Origin of the sequence: Vibrio floridensis (assembly GCF_021852965.1) — a bacterium.
Classification (GTDB): Bacteria; Pseudomonadota; Gammaproteobacteria; order Enterobacterales; family Vibrionaceae; genus Vibrio; species Vibrio floridensis.
Genome location: NZ_JAKGCY010000003.1, coordinates 114,460 through 130,731 on the forward strand (window position 1 = coordinate 114,460; position 16,272 = coordinate 130,731).

At 46.0% G+C, this 16,272-nt stretch carries 15 protein-coding genes; 8 read left to right on the forward strand and 7 right to left on the reverse strand.

Translation table 11 applies throughout. The features are described from left to right. Window positions 1-309 precede the first annotated feature (309 nt). Complete coding sequence (locus LZU85_RS06830) at window positions 310-1,599, forward strand: citrate synthase (protein WP_130309083.1); 1,290 nt, start codon at window positions 310-312, stop codon at window positions 1,597-1,599. Between the two features lie 76 nt (window positions 1,600-1,675). Here the strand turns inward: LZU85_RS06830 and LZU85_RS06835 are convergent, their stop codons facing one another. After that, the gene (locus LZU85_RS06835) at window positions 1,676-2,434 is read right to left on the reverse strand and encodes a Nif3-like dinuclear metal center hexameric protein (RefSeq protein WP_237286750.1); all 759 of its coding nucleotides are present in this window, start codon (window positions 2,432-2,434) and stop codon (window positions 1,676-1,678) included. A gap of 82 nt (window positions 2,435-2,516) precedes the next feature. On the opposite strand from LZU85_RS06835, the gene LZU85_RS06840 reads away from it, so the two are divergent. Further along, window positions 2,517-3,275, forward strand: a complete 759-nt coding sequence (locus LZU85_RS06840; RefSeq protein ID WP_237286751.1) for a DUF1853 family protein — start codon at window positions 2,517-2,519, stop codon at window positions 3,273-3,275. A 97-nt stretch (window positions 3,276-3,372) separates the two neighbouring features. Here the strand turns inward: LZU85_RS06840 and upp are convergent, their stop codons facing one another. Next, window positions 3,373-3,999 carry a uracil phosphoribosyltransferase gene (gene upp, locus LZU85_RS06845; RefSeq protein ID WP_038941276.1) on the reverse strand — a complete coding sequence of 209 codons (627 nt, stop codon included), beginning with the start codon at window positions 3,997-3,999 and terminating at the stop codon, window positions 3,373-3,375. A gap of 178 nt (window positions 4,000-4,177) precedes the next feature. Between upp and purM the strand changes: the two genes are divergently transcribed. Both purM and purN read left to right on the forward strand, forming a co-directional pair. Continuing rightward, window positions 4,178-5,218: a phosphoribosylformylglycinamidine cyclo-ligase gene (gene purM / locus LZU85_RS06850; RefSeq protein ID WP_176297461.1), complete on the forward strand. Its 1,041-nt coding sequence runs from the start codon at window positions 4,178-4,180 to the stop codon at window positions 5,216-5,218. Between the two features lie 140 nt (window positions 5,219-5,358). Then, window positions 5,359-5,997, forward strand: coding sequence for a phosphoribosylglycinamide formyltransferase (purN, locus tag LZU85_RS06855; RefSeq protein WP_237286752.1), 639 nt, complete (start codon window positions 5,359-5,361; stop codon window positions 5,995-5,997). Window positions 5,998-6,083: 86 nt separating this feature from the next. Here the strand turns inward: purN and LZU85_RS06860 are convergent, their stop codons facing one another. Further along, window positions 6,084-6,929 carry a class II glutamine amidotransferase gene (locus tag LZU85_RS06860; protein ID WP_237286753.1) on the reverse strand — a complete coding sequence of 282 codons (846 nt, stop codon included), beginning with the start codon at window positions 6,927-6,929 and terminating at the stop codon, window positions 6,084-6,086. A gap of 46 nt (window positions 6,930-6,975) precedes the next feature. Beyond that, window positions 6,976-7,551: a D-sedoheptulose 7-phosphate isomerase gene (gene lpcA / locus LZU85_RS06865; RefSeq protein ID WP_011079797.1), complete on the reverse strand. Its 576-nt coding sequence runs from the start codon at window positions 7,549-7,551 to the stop codon at window positions 6,976-6,978. Window positions 7,552-7,892: 341 nt separating this feature from the next. Between lpcA and fadE the strand changes: the two genes are divergently transcribed. Then, complete coding sequence (gene fadE / locus LZU85_RS06870) at window positions 7,893-10,340, forward strand: acyl-CoA dehydrogenase FadE (protein WP_237286754.1); 2,448 nt, start codon at window positions 7,893-7,895, stop codon at window positions 10,338-10,340. Window positions 10,341-10,415: 75 nt separating this feature from the next. Here fadE and LZU85_RS06875 read toward each other — a convergent pair whose 3' ends face one another. Both LZU85_RS06875 and LZU85_RS06880 read right to left on the reverse strand, forming a co-directional pair. Next, window positions 10,416-10,679: a YfcL family protein gene (locus LZU85_RS06875; RefSeq protein ID WP_176297457.1), complete on the reverse strand. Its 264-nt coding sequence runs from the start codon at window positions 10,677-10,679 to the stop codon at window positions 10,416-10,418. Window positions 10,680-10,693: 14 nt separating this feature from the next. Then, window positions 10,694-11,224: an elongation factor P hydroxylase gene (locus LZU85_RS06880; RefSeq protein ID WP_176297456.1), complete on the reverse strand. Its 531-nt coding sequence runs from the start codon at window positions 11,222-11,224 to the stop codon at window positions 10,694-10,696. A gap of 235 nt (window positions 11,225-11,459) precedes the next feature. Between LZU85_RS06880 and LZU85_RS06885 the strand changes: the two genes are divergently transcribed. Further along, window positions 11,460-12,083: a trimeric intracellular cation channel family protein gene (locus LZU85_RS06885; protein ID WP_176297455.1), complete on the forward strand. Its 624-nt coding sequence runs from the start codon at window positions 11,460-11,462 to the stop codon at window positions 12,081-12,083. 199 nt (window positions 12,084-12,282) lie between these two features. After that, on the forward strand, window positions 12,283-13,947 hold the full coding sequence (gene asnB / locus LZU85_RS06890; RefSeq protein WP_237286755.1) for an asparagine synthase B: 1,665 nt from the start codon (window positions 12,283-12,285) through the stop codon (window positions 13,945-13,947). A gap of 66 nt (window positions 13,948-14,013) precedes the next feature. Here asnB and rfaH read toward each other — a convergent pair whose 3' ends face one another. Then, window positions 14,014-14,517: a transcription/translation regulatory transformer protein RfaH gene (gene rfaH / locus LZU85_RS06895; protein ID WP_237286756.1), complete on the reverse strand. Its 504-nt coding sequence runs from the start codon at window positions 14,515-14,517 to the stop codon at window positions 14,014-14,016. Between the two features lie 305 nt (window positions 14,518-14,822). Here rfaH and LZU85_RS06900 point away from each other — a divergent pair, with 305 nt between their 5' ends. Next, entirely contained in the window at window positions 14,823-16,211 is a 1,389-nt protein-coding gene (locus LZU85_RS06900; RefSeq protein WP_237286757.1) for a peptide MFS transporter, read from the forward strand. The last annotated feature ends 61 nt before the right edge of the window (window positions 16,212-16,272 follow it).

The window sequence follows — 16,272 nt, forward strand, 5'->3', positions numbered from 1 at the left end:
AATACTTCCATTAAATTGTAAAAAACTTGTTAACATAAAGACTAGAAAAAACACCTCACTATTGTTTCTAGCCCCGAATTTATAAGGAGTTAACCAAAAATTTCTGCGCCACTATACGACTGGCAACATTCTAATACAATTGGTGTAACAAATTATGCTACACAGAACAGATTTTTAACGATTTTAATGCAAAAAATAATAACAAGTGCACACAAAAAGGGAGAAGAATTGACTTTAATCTTTAACACCAGTACAAAAAAGGCACATAAACATCCTGGACGGATTAAATAATAAACAAAGGAGATTGTTATGGCAGATAAGAAAGCGACCCTTCACGTTGAAGGTAAGGCGCCGATCGAACTGCCAATTATGGAAGGTACATTAGGTACTCCCGTAATTGACGTTCGTAAGCTAGGAGCTAACGGCTACTTCACTTTTGACCCAGGTTTTCTTGCCACTGCATCTTGTGAATCGCAAATAACATACATCGACGGCGGAAAAGGCATCCTTCTTCACCGTGGGTACCCTATTGATCAGCTTGCAAACAATGCCGATTATTTAGAGGTTTGTTATATTCTACTTTACGGTGAAGCCCCTACTCGTGAGCAATACGAGAAGTTCAAAACAACAGTTACTCGCCACACTATGGTGCACGAACAGATTGCCAGCTTTTTCCATGGTTTCCGTCGTGACGCGCACCCAATGGCCGTTATGTGTGGTGTGGTCGGCGCATTAGCAGCGTTTTACCATGACTCTTTAGACATCAACAACGATGTGCATCGTGAGATCACCGCCTATCGTCTGTTGTCTAAAATGCCAACGCTAGCGTCTATGTGTTACAAATACTCAACAGGTCAGCCATTTATTTATCCTCGCAACGACCTTAGCTACGCAGAAAACTTCCTGCACATGATGTTTGCTACGCCATGTGAAGAGTACGAAGTTAACCCTGTCGTTGCACGTGCGATGGACAAAATCTTCACCCTGCACGCAGACCACGAACAAAATGCGTCAACCTCAACAGTACGTTTGGCTGGCTCATCAGGTGCAAACCCATTTGCTTGTATTGCAGCAGGTATTGCATCGCTTTGGGGTCCTGCTCATGGCGGCGCAAATGAAGCGTGCCTGAAGATGTTGGAAGAGATTGGTTCAGTCGATAACATTCCTGAGTATGTGGATCGTGCGAAAGACAAGGATGACCCATTCCGTCTAATGGGCTTTGGTCACCGTGTTTACAAGAACTACGATCCACGCGCAACCGTCATGCGTGAAACCTGTCATGAAGTGCTTAAAGAGCTCAACATTCAAGATCCACTGCTTGATGTTGCAATGGAACTTGAGCGCATTGCTCTTTCAGACGAGTACTTTGTATCGAAGAAACTGTACCCGAACGTTGATTTCTACTCAGGCATCATTCTGAAAGCAATCGGTATTCCGGTGTCAATGTTTACCGTTATTTTCGCGATTTCGCGCACTATCGGTTGGATTGCACACTGGAACGAAATGCACAGTGACCCATTGAACCGTATCGGTCGCCCTCGTCAGTTGTACACAGGGGAAGTTCAACGCGATTTCCAACCTATGCACGAACGCGAGTAATACGTACACTGTTAAAATTGAAAAGGGTTGAGACATGGTCTCAACCCTTTTTATTTGTGGCTTTATGGTATTGGGCCTATACCGGATTATCGATATCAATAAATTCAACATCCAATTGGTGTTGTTGTGCCAACCATTCACCAAGCGCCTTAATTCCGTAACGCTCAGTAGCATGATGACCAGCGGCATAGTAATGAATATCTAACTCTCGGGCACTGTAAGTGGTTCGCTCTGAAATTTCGCCAGAGATAAAAGCATCTAGGCCATGCTGTGCAGCAAGCTCAATGTAATCTTGTCCACCACCAGTACACCAACCTACCGTTTCAATCATTTTATGGCGATTTTCTGGGGCAATGTGCAAAGGTTCGCGGTTAAGGACAGATGTCAGTTTTTGGGTAAGTTCAGCCCCTGTAAGCGGTTGTTTGAGGCGTCCAAACATAGCTACGGATTGAGGATGCCCTTCTAAACCACCCTCGACTTCTATCTCAAGCAAACGTGCCAGTTCAGCGTTGTTTCCGAACTCTGGGTGAATGTCGAGAGGCAAGTGATAGGCAAATAAGTTGAGATCATTTTTGATCAGAGTACGGACACGCTTTCCTTTCATGCCACGGATAGGCTCAGCTTCACCTTTCCAAAAATAGCCATGGTGCACAAGCAGCGCATCGGCATTGAGCTCAACCGCTTTATCGATTAACGCTTGAGAGGCGGTCACACCGGTGATGATTTTTTTTATCGTCTCACTGCCTTCGATTTGCAGGCCATTTGGGCAGTAATCTTTAATCAACTGGGGGGCCAGTTTCTCATTTAAGATTTTTTCTAGTTCGAGGTTGTTCATCTTAGATTCCAGACTTAAGTTACCCGCAAAGTGTATACTCAAGCTTGTCGGCAATACAATATCGGATCCAACCTCGAGCACAATGATGGAATCACAGCAGCGCTTTCTACACTGGATATTACATTCACCCTCTCTGTTTGAACTGAAACCACCTTTTGCTCAGTTACAGCCTCTCGATGTCTCCCTGCCATCAGCCTTACCACCCTATCAAGGTAACAAGAGATTGGGCTTCTTATATCAACACCTATGTAGCACCCTATTTCAAAACACCAAGACGATTGATTTCGTTGAAGAAGAATTGCAGCTAAAAGATCACCAGCGCACACTCGGCGCCATCGATTTTATGTTGCGTAATACCGCGGAGTCGAGTTACCAGCACTGGGAGGTGGCGATCAAGTTCTACTTATTGCACGACGGCTTGTGGTACGGCCCTAATGCGAAAGATCGCCTCGACAAAAAGTTGAACCATATGCTCAATCACCAGTTGAAGATGAGCTCAAACGAGGCATTCTTAGCATCGTATCCACAATACCGTCATTGTAGTAAACACCTTCTCATGCAAGGGCGGCTCTACATCAATCCCTTTTTAGATCAAATCATCCCTCAAGAGTGCTTGGGGTATCGCCTCAATCCGCAGGTGATAACTGGGTATTGGTGTTTTGCCCATCAATGGCCTCTGATACACGAACCACTCTATGCGTTGGAGAAACACCATTGGGCCGTGGGAGAAATTGAATTTTTAACTCAGCTTGATGTACCACAAGATCGATTTGTGCATGCGCAGAGTAAAACCGGACAATTTTGGTTTATCGTACCCAACGATTGGCCAAATAATAGTTGAAGGATCATGGTTACAAATCGGATGGTATTTACGTTGCTAATAATTCAAAGCAAAAAGGGGCATTTTCTGCCCCTTCGTTTGATGCTCTCAATAACGTTTACTTCGTACCGAAAATCTTATCACCAGCATCACCAAGACCAGGGACGATGTAGCCCTTGTCATTTAGTTTTTCATCAATAGCTGCACAGTACAGTTCAACATCTGGGTGCGCTTTCTCCAGCGCTTCAATACCTTCTGGTGCTGCAACCAACACCAATACTTTGATTTGCTGACAACCTTTCTCTTTAATTAGATCGATCGTTGCGATCATAGAGCCGCCAGTTGCAAGCATTGGATCAACCACCAATGCAATACGCTCTTCCATGTTCGAAGCCAGCTTATTGAAGTATGGGATTGGCTCTAATGTTTCTTCATCACGGTAGATACCTACCACACTGATACGCGCACTTGGCATGTGCTCAAGCACGCCATCCATCATGCCTAAACCAGCACGTAGGATTGGCACAACCGTTACTTTTTTGCCCTTGATTTGATCCACTTCAACTGGGCCATTCCAACCTTCAATGGTCACTTTTTCCGTTTCAAAATCTGAAGTTGCTTCGTAAGTTAAAAGACTACCAACTTCAGTGGCTAGCTCACGAAAACGCTTAGTGCTGATATCACCTTCTCTCATCAAACCAATTTTGTGTTTTACAAGAGGGTGTTTTACTTCAACAACTTTCATGTCCATCTCCGGCAATATAGATAAAATTTACATAAACTTGCCGATTATAAACGATTTCGTAGAGAATTTCTCGTTACATTGCACAACAAAAAAACTTGCGCAAACGTTTGCTCTTTATATTCCAGCCCTGATAGAATAGCGCCGTTTTCATATCCAACTTCAAACCGAGGACTTCCCCGTGAGTGGTAACAACTCTTCTCTTAGCTATAAAGACGCTGGTGTAGATATCGATGCAGGCAACGCGCTCGTTGAGCGTATTAAAGGCTCTGTAAAACGTACACGTCGCCCTGAAGTAATGGGTGGCATTGGCGGCTTTGGTGCACTCTGTGAATTGCCAACGAAATACAAACAGCCTGTTCTAGTTTCTGGTACAGATGGCGTGGGCACGAAACTGCGCTTAGCTCTGGATATGAACAAGCATGACACCATTGGTATTGATCTCGTTGCTATGTGTGTAAACGATTTGATCGTACAAGGTGCTGAGCCTTTATTTTTCCTAGACTACTACGCAACGGGCAAGCTGGATGTTGATGTGGCTGCGGATGTTATTTCCGGCATTGCCGAAGGTTGTATCCAAGCTGGTTGCGCGCTAATCGGCGGTGAAACCGCAGAAATGCCAGGGATGTACGACGGTGAAGACTACGACGTTGCAGGCTTCTGTGTCGGTGTGGTAGAGAAAGAAGACATTATCGACGGTACTAAAGTCGCGGTAGGCGATGCATTGATCGCTGTCGGTTCAAGTGGCCCACATTCAAACGGTTACTCATTAGTGCGTAAAATCCTCGAAGTGTCTGGCGCAGACAAAAATGAGGAGCTTGCAGGCCGCACTATTGGTGAGCACCTACTTGAGCCAACCAAAATTTACATCAAGTCTGCACTCAAAATGATTGAACAACATGACATTCACGCGATTTCGCACATCACTGGCGGCGGTTTCTGGGAAAACATCCCACGCGTATTGCCAGAAGGTACCAAAGCGGTGATCGATGGAAAGAGCTGGGAATGGCCGGTCATTTTCCAGTGGCTACAGGAAAAAGGAAATGTGGCTACGCGTGAAATGTATCGTACATTCAACTGTGGTGTTGGTTTGATTGTGGCACTACCTCAAGATCAAGCAGAAGCTGCAGTGGCACTTCTCCAGCAAGAAGGTGAGAACGCTTGGATGATCGGTTCTGTCGCCAGTGCTGAAGTGGGTGAGCAACAAGTTGAAATCAACTAAGCGCCAACGCCTAAAATAACTTCATCAGAATGAGGACGCTATGTCCTCATTCTGCTATTTGGCACACTGAAAACCCTGCAAAAAGCAGGTATTTTTGCAAGACATTGATCTTAAGAACCAGCAGTAAATGGACAGTGGTTATGAAAAAAATTGTGGTACTGATTTCCGGCAGCGGCAGTAACCTGCAAGCCATTCTTGAAGCATGCGAGTGTGATACAAGCCGAGCCAAAGTGTGTGCGGTTTTCTCAAACAAAGCCGACGCTTACGGTCTTGAACGAGCCAAACAGTTTTCGGTACCCGCTCATTACATCGATCCCAAAGCGTTTACCGATAGAGAAAGTTTTGATCGTGAATTGATGAAAGTGATGGACGAATACCAACCCGACATCGTCGTACTGGCTGGTTACATGCGCATTCTGAGTGGTGAATTTGTACGTCACTATTTAGGAAAAATGGTCAATATACACCCTTCCCTCTTGCCTAAATACCCCGGCCTTCATACCCACCAGCGCGCTATCGATGCAGGGGACAGTGAACACGGCACCAGTGTGCATTTTGTCACGGAAGAATTAGATGGTGGCCCAGTGATCTTACAGGCGAAAGTACCTATTTTCGCAGAAGATGACGCACAAAGCCTAGCGGAGCGTGTGTTAACGCAAGAGCACAGCATCTATCCCTTAGTGGTGAAGTGGATGGCAGAAGAGCGGCTTGTCATGCAACAAGGTGTGGCCTATCTCGATGGCCAACCACTTGGCAGCGCCGGTTACGCTGCAGAGTAAGGCGATTCATTGTCGCCACTCGACATCGAAAGAAAAAATGGGTTGCTTATCGCAACCCATTTTCAATACAAACTCGCAATACCGTTTTATTCCAGTGGTTCCGTTGGCGCTTGGCAGCTTGGTTTTGCTGCTGCAAACGGGACATCAAGTAATAAATTGGCGTTACTGCTGACTCGCTCACCAAAGTGAAACAGACCATACTCCCCTGGCTTCATTCTCTGCCAAGTTTCATTACCAGTAAGAGGCTGGGTCGCAATCACAGAGACCACGTCGTTGGGGGTGGTCTCTTCTTGAAAGTTAATCTCAACATCTTCATCCAGCAACGCTGCGTTGCCAAAAGGTGCTCGACGCGTGATCCAGTAAAGGTGGTTGGTACAATACGTCATCACATATTCGCCATCACTGAGCAGCATGTTGAACACCCCTTTATCTCGCAAGGTTTCACAGCAAGAGGCAAGGTAAGCAAACACCTGTTCCATATCCTGAGGAATATCAGGATAGCGCTGTTCCAATTGATTTATTAGCCAGCAAAACGCTTTTTCACTGTCCGTTTGCCCAACGGGACGATGTCGCCCGGTATCCAACGATTGATAGTCAGTGAGTTGGCCATTGTGTGCAAATGTCCAATATCGCCCCCAAAGCTCACGAGTGAATGGGTGGGTATTTTCTAAAGAAACACCACCTCGATTCGCTTGGCGAATATGGCTGATCACCGAACAACTTTTAATCGGATAACTTTGCACCAACTCCGCAATCTTCGATTCACAACTTGGATTTGGGTCTTTGAAGGTTCTAAATCCCTTTCCTTCATAGAAAGTGATGCCCCAACCATCTCTATGTGGTCCGGTTTTACCGCCTCGTTGCATCAAGCCAGTAAAACTAAAACAGATGTCTGTTGGCACATTGGCGCTCATGCCGAGCAATTCACACATCGAACAAAACTCCCTGAACAAATCGATACGGGCTGCCCCGACCAGATTACTCCATCTCTTTCTCAATCAATTGGATGATGATATGGATAATTTTAATATGCACTTCTTGAATACGGTCTGCGTAACCAAAGTGTGGTACTCGTATTTCAACATCCGCAAGACCCGCCATTTTACCGCCATCTTTACCCGTCAGCGCAATGGTTTTCATGCCCTTGGCTTTCGCCGCTTCAATCGCTTTCAGAATGTTGCCTGAATTGCCAGACGTTGATAGACCAAACAGCACATCGCCTTTACGACCGACCGCTTCAACGTAGCGAGAAAATACATAGTCATAACCAAAGTCGTTACTGACACAAGAAAGATGGCTTGGATCTGAAATCGCAATACCCGCGTAACCAGGGCGATTTTCACGGTAACGGCCCGTTAGTTCTTCGGCAAAATGCATCGCATCACAATGTGAACCACCGTTACCACAAGACAGTACTTTGCCATCTTGTTTAAAAGATTCGGCAATCATTTTCGCTGCAGCTTCAATTTGCGCAATGTTGTGATCGTCGCTTAGGAATTTATTTAGTACGTCAGCAGCTTCAGTTAACTCATTTCTAATCAGATCTTGGTACATACGATGTTCTCTTTATCTTGGTTTATCACGTTATACGTCGATGTTTGCTGAGCGACAGCCTAGCTAACATAGCAATACGCTGAGTTTACCCATAAACAGGAAATAGTGTCGACACCGAAGCCTTAGATTTCGCGGATTTGTAAAGTGAATCGCCCGAAGCTGCTTAGGAAATCACCATGGAAATCTCAATTTTAGAATTTTCACTCTACTCAGATCACTTTTTACTCAGAATTGTGTTTTACATTTCTTTAATATTTTGATTACACTTAAGCCAACTGGTTTGACCTCTTACCAAAACACAGACGTATAACACAACGAATTGTCTGAAAAGGAACCTACATATGGACATCTTGCTCTCCCTACTCGCGATGACCTTGATATTGGGCGTGACGCTCTATCATCGAATGTCATTAGTCAAATCCGTCACCTTGTTGACCGCCACGATGCTGCTGTTAACTTTCTCCGGTTACGTCGGCTCAATCGGTTGGCTAAGCTACTTCTTAGCGCTAGCCGTTTTCGCGATGCCCTCTGTACGCCAATCGCTCATCAGTGCAAAAGCGCTCGGCTTGTTTAAGCAAGTGCTTCCAGCCATGTCTCAGACAGAAAAAGAAGCGTTGGATGCGGGTACCGTTTGGTGGGAAGCGGAGCTTTTTAAAGGCAAGCCAGAATGGAAAAAGCTGCACGCCATTCCAGCACCAAAACTCTCTGCTGAAGAGCAAGCCTTCCTCGATGGCCCTGTAAATGAAGTGTGTGCCATGGTAAGCGATTACCAAGTGACGCATGAGCTGGCCGATCTGCCTCCTGAAGTTTGGCAATATCTCAAAGATCACAAATTCTTCGCCATGATCATTAAGAAGAAATACGGTGGCCTTGAGTTTTCTGCTTACGCGCAATCTTTGGTGCTGCAAAAACTGACTGGTGTCTCTGGTGTTCTTTCTTCGACCGTTGGCGTACCAAACTCTTTGGGTCCTGGTGAGCTTTTGCAACATTACGGTACAGAAGAGCAAAAAAATTACTATCTCCCTCGCCTTGCAGAAGGTAAAGAGATCCCCTGTTTTGCCCTCACCAGCCCTGAAGCGGGTTCGGATGCGGGTTCTATTCCAGATGACGGTGTGGTGTGTAAAGGCGAATGGGAAGGCAAAGAAGTCTTGGGCATGCGCCTAACATGGAACAAGCGCTACATTACCCTTGCCCCTGTAGCAACGGTTTTGGGCCTTGCTTTCAAACTTCGCGATCCTGAAGGCTTACTCGGCGAGCAAGAAGATCTTGGTATTACTTGTGCGCTTATCCCAACAGACATTAAAGGGGTTGAAATCGGCAACCGTCATTTCCCTCTCAATGTCCCCTTCCAGAATGGCCCAACGCGTGGCCAAGATATTTTCGTACCGATCGATTTCATTATTGGTGGCCAAAAAATGGCAGGCCAAGGCTGGCGCATGCTGGTTGAATGTCTCTCTGTTGGTCGCGGTATTACCCTGCCTTCAAATGCCACTGGTGGCATCAAAACCGCCGCTTTGGCAACCGGTGCTTATTCGCGCATTCGTCGCCAATTTAAACAACCTATCGGCCATCTCGAAGGCGTAGAAGAAGCGCTGGCACGCTTGGGCGGTAACGCGTATGTGATGGATGCGGCAAGCAACCTTACCGTTGCCGGTATCGACCTTGGTGAGAAACCATCGGTCATCTCCGCGATTGTGAAGTACCATTGTACTCACCGTGGCCAACGCAGCATCATCGATGCAATGGATATCGTCGGTGGTAAAGGCATTTGCCTTGGCCCCTCCAACTTCCTTGCTCGTGGCTACCAAGGTTCACCCATCGCCGTCACGGTGGAAGGGGCAAACATCCTCACTCGTTCAATGATCATCTATGGTCAAGGCGCCATTCGTTGCCATCCCTATGTACTAAAAGAGATGGAAGCCGCCTACTCGGACAAATCGGATGCGGTAGAACAGTTCGATGCCGCCTTGGCTGGCCACGTCAGCTTTACCATGAGCAACCTTGTGCGCAGCATTTGGTTTGGTTTGACCGATGGTTTTGGCTCGAACGCCCCAACGCACGACGCCACCAAACGTTACTACCAGAAGCTCAATCGCTATAGCGCCAACATGGCATTATTGTCAGACATTTCAATGGCCGTGCTGGGTGGCTCATTGAAGCGTCGTGAGCGTCTATCAGCCCGCTTAGGCGATATCCTCAGTCAGCTTTACTTGAGCTCAGCGACCTTAAAACGCTTTGAACAAGATGGCCGCCCTGTAGAAGACCTGCCTTTGGTTCACTGGGGCTTGCAAGACAGCTTGAAGCAAACGGAAGTGGCCATTGATGAGTTTCTTGCCAACTTCCCGAACCCCATTATCGGTAAAGCCTTGCGCGTCTTGATCATGCCATTTGGCCGTGTGCGCAAAGCACCAAGCGACAAAATCGATAGTCAAGTTGCACGCATACTACAAACCCCAAGCGCGACACGTAGCCGCATTGGTCGCAATCAGTATTTGCAACCAACAGAGCACAACGCAGCAGGCAAGATTGAGCTAGCACTGTCTGTGATTTTGCAAGCAGAACCTGTGTTTGACAAAGTGTGTAAAGCACAAGGTAAACGCCGCCCATTCTTACGTTTGGATGCCATTGCAGAAGAGGGCCTAGCACAAGGCATTATTTCTCAAGATGAAGCCGATTTGCTTAAAGAAGCGGAGCAACATCGTTTGTACACCATCAATGTTGATGACTTTGAGCCAGAGCATCTGGCGGCAAAAAAGTCTCATACCGATGTGATGGATAACGTTGCGTAAGACAGTTAAGTTCATCAAAAACGCCTCGTTTTTAACGAGGCGTTTTTATATCCACATTTTTGATAGCAACTGCAGTTAAGCTTGCGCTTGAAGTTGCTGCCATAAATCGTTAACGATAAGACGATCCGCAGGCGCAAGCTCTGCACGCGCGTTTTCTAAACTCTGCTCGATACGCGATTTGAGTTCCTCAATATCGTCTACACCATCTTCTTCACATGACGCCGCTGACAAAGAAATATGACCGCGCAGATAACCACCAGCAAACAGTTCATCCTCTGATGCACTGTCAATTCCTACATCAATCAGCTCTAACAGTTTTTCTTCAAATTCAATAATCATGGGTATTCTCGTGGTTACTTAACGATAAAATCACTTACTTCAAGCGTTTTCACTTGGTAAAAATCGCGCAATGCATCTGAAAGCATTTTAACGCGAGGTGGTAGACCAGCCTCTAAAATGGCCGTGACTTCTTGGTGTACTTTACGCATAAAGCCCAAGCGGTCTGGCTCGAAATCGCCGTGTAGGTTGTCACAACTCACAGAGAAAGGAAAGCCTGCACTCTGCGCCAAAATCCACTCGTAGGCTTGAGGACGAACTTCGACTTTTTCAAACTCCGCTTGAACTTCAGCCGTCCGACCATCTGGCTCGTACCAATACCCAAAATCCTCCAACAAGCGACGTTCAGGACCTGCGACACACCAATGAGCGATTTCGTGAAGCCCAGAAGCGTAAAAGCCACGCGCAAAAATAATGCGGTGATATGGGGTTGATGCATCCGCTGGCAGGTAAATGGGCTCATCCCCACCCAGCTCTAATTTTGTATTCAATGACTCAAAAAAAGTTTGATTAAAAATAGTCACTAAATCTTGGTATTCGTGGGTCATTCTTCTATCTATATTTCGTTTTTACTAGCGGTGCGCATTGTCGCTTTTTTTTCCAACAAGGTAAACGCTGAACCCTCGAAGAACGGCTTTGAATTAGCTAGGCTTATTTGAAACTTCACTTTTCCCTACATTTTCTCATTCGCCAAGCCTATCATTTGTGACTAAACTCACACCTCATTTTGTTATTCCACCCTTTGTATATAAAGCAAAGGCAGTATTACTAGAGCGTTTCAAGATGTTGTTAAGTGTTTTGTACGTCATCGGCATCACGGCTGAAGCGATGACAGGTGCGCTAAGCGCAGGACGCAGAAAAATGGATTGGTTTGGCGTTATGTTGGTTGCAAGTGCCACCGCGATTGGTGGTGGTACCGTGCGTGATATTCTTCTTGGTCATTATCCACTCGGTTGGGTTAAAAATCCTGAGTACCTTGCCATTACTTGCATTGCGGGCATCTTGACCACAGGCCTCGCCAAATGGGTCATCAAACTCAAAGGGTTATTCATCCGTTTAGATGCACTCGGCCTGATCGTATTTAGCATTATTGGGACTAAAATTGCGCTTCAAATGGGGCTGCATCCTGGCATCTGTATGGTTTCAGCGTTGGTGACAGGTGTCTTTGGTGGTTTACTGCGTGATTTGATTTGCCGTCAAACTCCCCTTGTACTGCACCAAGAGTTGTACGCCTCGATCGCTTTGATCGCCTCAGGTCTCTACCTTGCTCTCTTGGAATTTGCGGTACCAGATGTCACCGCTACCATAGTGACGCTCGTGGTTGGTTATATTCTTAGGATGGCAGCGGTAAGATTTAAGTGGCGCTTACCTTCATTCCAGCTGGACTCAGAAGAAGCGATTCATTAAAAAACAGCCATCTAGCGAACTTCTGTTTAAAAAACACACTCAAACTTAATTTTATTCACCTAGACGATACTTTTATTAAATTAAATTTAATCATATAGAGATTCATTTACTTTTATTTTCGAAGAGTGTTGCTTTTTTTGTTCAGACTGGCAAATTGAGGCCATACCGTTTAAAAGTAATTTAATGAAAAGGATGTTGTATGTGTTCAGTATTTGGCATTTTAGACATTAAAAGCGACGCAGCGGCGCTTCGCCCTATCGCTTTAGAGATGTCGAAAAAACTTCGTCACCGCGGCCCAGACTGGTCAGGAATCTATGCTTCTGAGCGCGCAATTCTCGCGCATGAGCGTCTTGCGATCGTAGGCCTTAATAGCGGTGCGCAACCTCTTTATAGCCCAGACAAAAAACTCATCCTTGCAGTAAACGGTGAAATTTATAACCACAAAGAGATTCGTGCTCGTTACGAAGGCAAATATGACTTTCAGACAGATTCTGACTGTGAAGTAATTCTTGCTCTCTATCAAGAGATGGGGGCCGACCTCCTCGAAGAATTAAACGGTATCTTTGCTTTTGTCCTCTACGATGAAGAGAAAGATCAATACCTCGTTGGACGTGACCACATTGGTATCATCCCGCTTTACCAAGGTTATGATGAGCATGGCAACTACTATGTTGCATCAGAAATGAAAGCGTTGGTTCCAGTTTGCAAAACCATCAGTGAGTTTCCTCCAGGTAGCTACTACAGCTCAACCGACTCTGGCCCTCAACGTTACTATGTTCGTGACTGGAATGAATACGCAGCGGTACAGGGAAACAGCAGCAGCAAAGAAGAACTAACCGCAGCGCTTGAAGCGGCGGTGAAACGTCAGTTGATGACCGACGTGCCTTACGGTGTATTGCTGTCAGGTGGTTTGGATTCTTCTATTACCTCTGCAATTGCCAAGCGTTATGCGGCAATGCGTATCGAAGACGACGAACAAACTGAGGCATGGTGGCCGCAACTTCACTCATTCGCTATCGGTCTTGAAGGCGCACCAGATCTCAAAGCAGCGCGTGAAGTAGCCGCGAAAATTGGCACGGTACACCATGAGATGACTTACACCATTCAAGAAGGACTGGATGCAATTCGTGATGTGATTTACCACATCGAAACATACGATGTCACGACCATCCGCGCGTCAACTCCAATGTACTTGATGGGACGTAAGATCAAAGCTATGGGTATCAAGATGGTACTCTCTGGTGAAGGCGCTGACGAGATTTTTGGTGGCTACCTCTACTTCCACAAAGCGCCTAACGCACAAGAGTTCCATGAAGAGACGGTACGCAAACTGCTCGCGCTCAACATGTTTGACTGCGCTCGTGCAAACAAATCACTGGCGGCTTGGGGTGTTGAAGGTCGAGTGCCATTCTTGGATAAAGAGTTTATCGATGTCGCAATGCGCCTAAACCCTGCGGATAAAATGTGTGGCAACGGAAAAATGGAGAAACACATTCTTCGTGAGTGTTTTGAGCACTACCTACCAGACTCTATTGCTTGGCGTCAAAAAGAGCAGTTCTCTGATGGCGTTGGTTATGGCTGGATCGACACACTCAAAGCCGTTGCACAAGAGAAAGTAACCGATCAACAGATGGAAACCGCAAAATTCCGCTTCCCATACAACACGCCAACAACAAAAGAAGGCTATGTATACCGCGAAATTTTCGAAGAGTTGTTCCCACTGCCATCGGCTGCAGAATGCGTCCCTGGTGGTCCATCCGTGGCTTGTTCATCAGCCAAAGCGATTGAATGGGATGAGTCGTTTAAAAACTGTATTGACCCATCAGGTCGTGCGGTGAAAGCGGTACACAACGAAGCGTACTAAGAAAACGTTTCATAAAGAAGGCACCTAATGGTGCCTTCTTTGCATTGGAGAATACAGATTATGGTATTAGTTAAGCTCTAAATCACTATTCTCAATACTCACAGGGATAACTTGCGAGATCATTTTAACCAACATAATTGAACGAGTTTCACCATCTTGTTCTTGGAAAATCGCTTCAATGCCAGCAAACTGCCCACTTTTCACTTTGATGGAATCACCCGGTTTCGGCAAATTACTCCCCTGCAACGCACTTTGATGTCCCTCTTGTTCAAGAAGTTTGAGCTCGTAAATTAAATCACCTTCAAGTTCTTTGGGTTGAGCACCAAACTTCACAAAGTCCACCACGCCTCTGGTCGAGCGAACCGTTGTAAACGTCGGGCCTGTTTCAAAATCGAAGCGAACAAAAATGTAGGAGGGAAATAAAGGTTCACTCTTTACTTGACGTTTACCACGAAGAATTTTTTCAACGTCTATAGTGGGATAAAAGCACTCAACACCCTGATTTTCTAAATGTTGCTTCGCTCGGAGCTGCTCTCCTCGCTTGCAATACAGCAAATACCACTTTTTCATTTATTACTAGCCATCTATTTTTTGCTTATCCTAGCATCTAGCCAGATTATAGGAAATCACGCGTGTTGCAATCATACAAACCGATACACTTTGTTTTCTGAGTGTTAGTTTGCAATACCAAAAATGGAATATTAGTTTCTAACACGCAGAAACCACCAACGCAAAACATCAGAAAACCTTTTATAACAAAAGGTTAAATATAAACCGAACAATCCGCTACCAATTAAAACTATTTGAGTATTTAAACGACGAGGAGTATACGTATTCGCCTATAAAAAATTTCATAACTAGAATTAGTCAAACTTATGTCAAACCAACATCACTATTTTGGCCATCCTCGAGGCCTTTTCCTTTTGTTCGGTACTGAACTTTGGGAACGTTTTTCCTATTACGCAATGCGCGCAATTTTGGTGTTATACCTCACCGACACCACCCTTAATGGCGGTTTGGGTTGGACCACCAAAGATGCGCTCGATCTCTATGGCACCTACACTGGATTGGTTTACATTACGCCACTTATTGGCGGCTATCTCGCAGACAACTACTTAGGCCAGCGTCGTTCGATCCTGATTGGTGGTGCGCTAATGGCCATTGGCCAGTTTACTCTTGCACTGCCTGCGGATGCGCTTGGTTTAGGTTCGCTTCACACCTTCTATTTAGGCCTTGCACTCCTCATCGCTGGTAACGGCTTATTTAAGCCAAACATCTCCACTATGGTGGGTGACCTATACCAAGAAGGTGACAACCGTCGAGATGGCGCATTCACCATTTTCTACATGGGTATCAACTTAGGTGCGTTGATCGCCGGTGTCGTGTCAGGTTCTGTGACCACCGAATTCGGATGGAAAGCGGGGTTTGTCGCTGCCGGTATTGGCATGTTAATCAGCTTAGTGATGCAAATGAGCCTAGCGCAATCATGGCTGGGTGATATTGGCCGTGAACCAGCAGCGAAACGCGAGCTAGCCGGAAAAGCATCCACTCATAAGGCTCCGCTGAGCAAAGAAGAAGTGGATCGCATCAAAGTCATTCTCGTGATGAGCTTGTTCACCATCGTATTTTGGGCTGGTTTCGAACAAGCGGGCGGCCTTATGAACATTTATACTCAGCAATACACCGATCGTATGATTGGTGGTTTTGAGGTGCCTGCCGCGTGGTTCCAATCACTAAACCCGTTCTTTATCATTACACTTGCTCCTTTGCTGGCTGTGCTTTGGGTTAAGCTTGGTAAACGCGAACCTAACTCGCCTGTCAAGTTTGCTCTGGCTATGTTTTTCCTCGCGCTAGGCTTCCTCTGTATGGTTGGAGCGGTGATTGAGCAAGGTGGTGATACATCGGTGAAAACTTCAATGTTGTGGTTAGTGGGCGCCTTCTTCTTCCATACTCTGGGAGAATTGTGCCTATCACCAATTGGGCTTTCTCTGGTGACCAAACTTGCACCACTTCGTTTAGCTTCACTTATGATGGGGGCTTGGTTTGGTTGTAACGCGATCGCAAACTATGTCGCAGGTTATGTCGGCTCTCACGTAGGGGAGTTAGGTGCAATGGCGATCTTCAGCGGCATCGCTGTCACTGCAACCGTATCGGGTTTCATTCTACTGCTGTTCTCAAACCAGCTTGTTCGCTGGATGCATGGCGCAGAAAGTGTCAGTTCAACCGCAGAACAAATTGAAGAACAACAAGCTTTCGTTTCTTAATGTGTGTCTAAAGTGCAAAAGACAAAAGCGCGCCGACGATTGGCGCGCTTTTTTTGTAAAA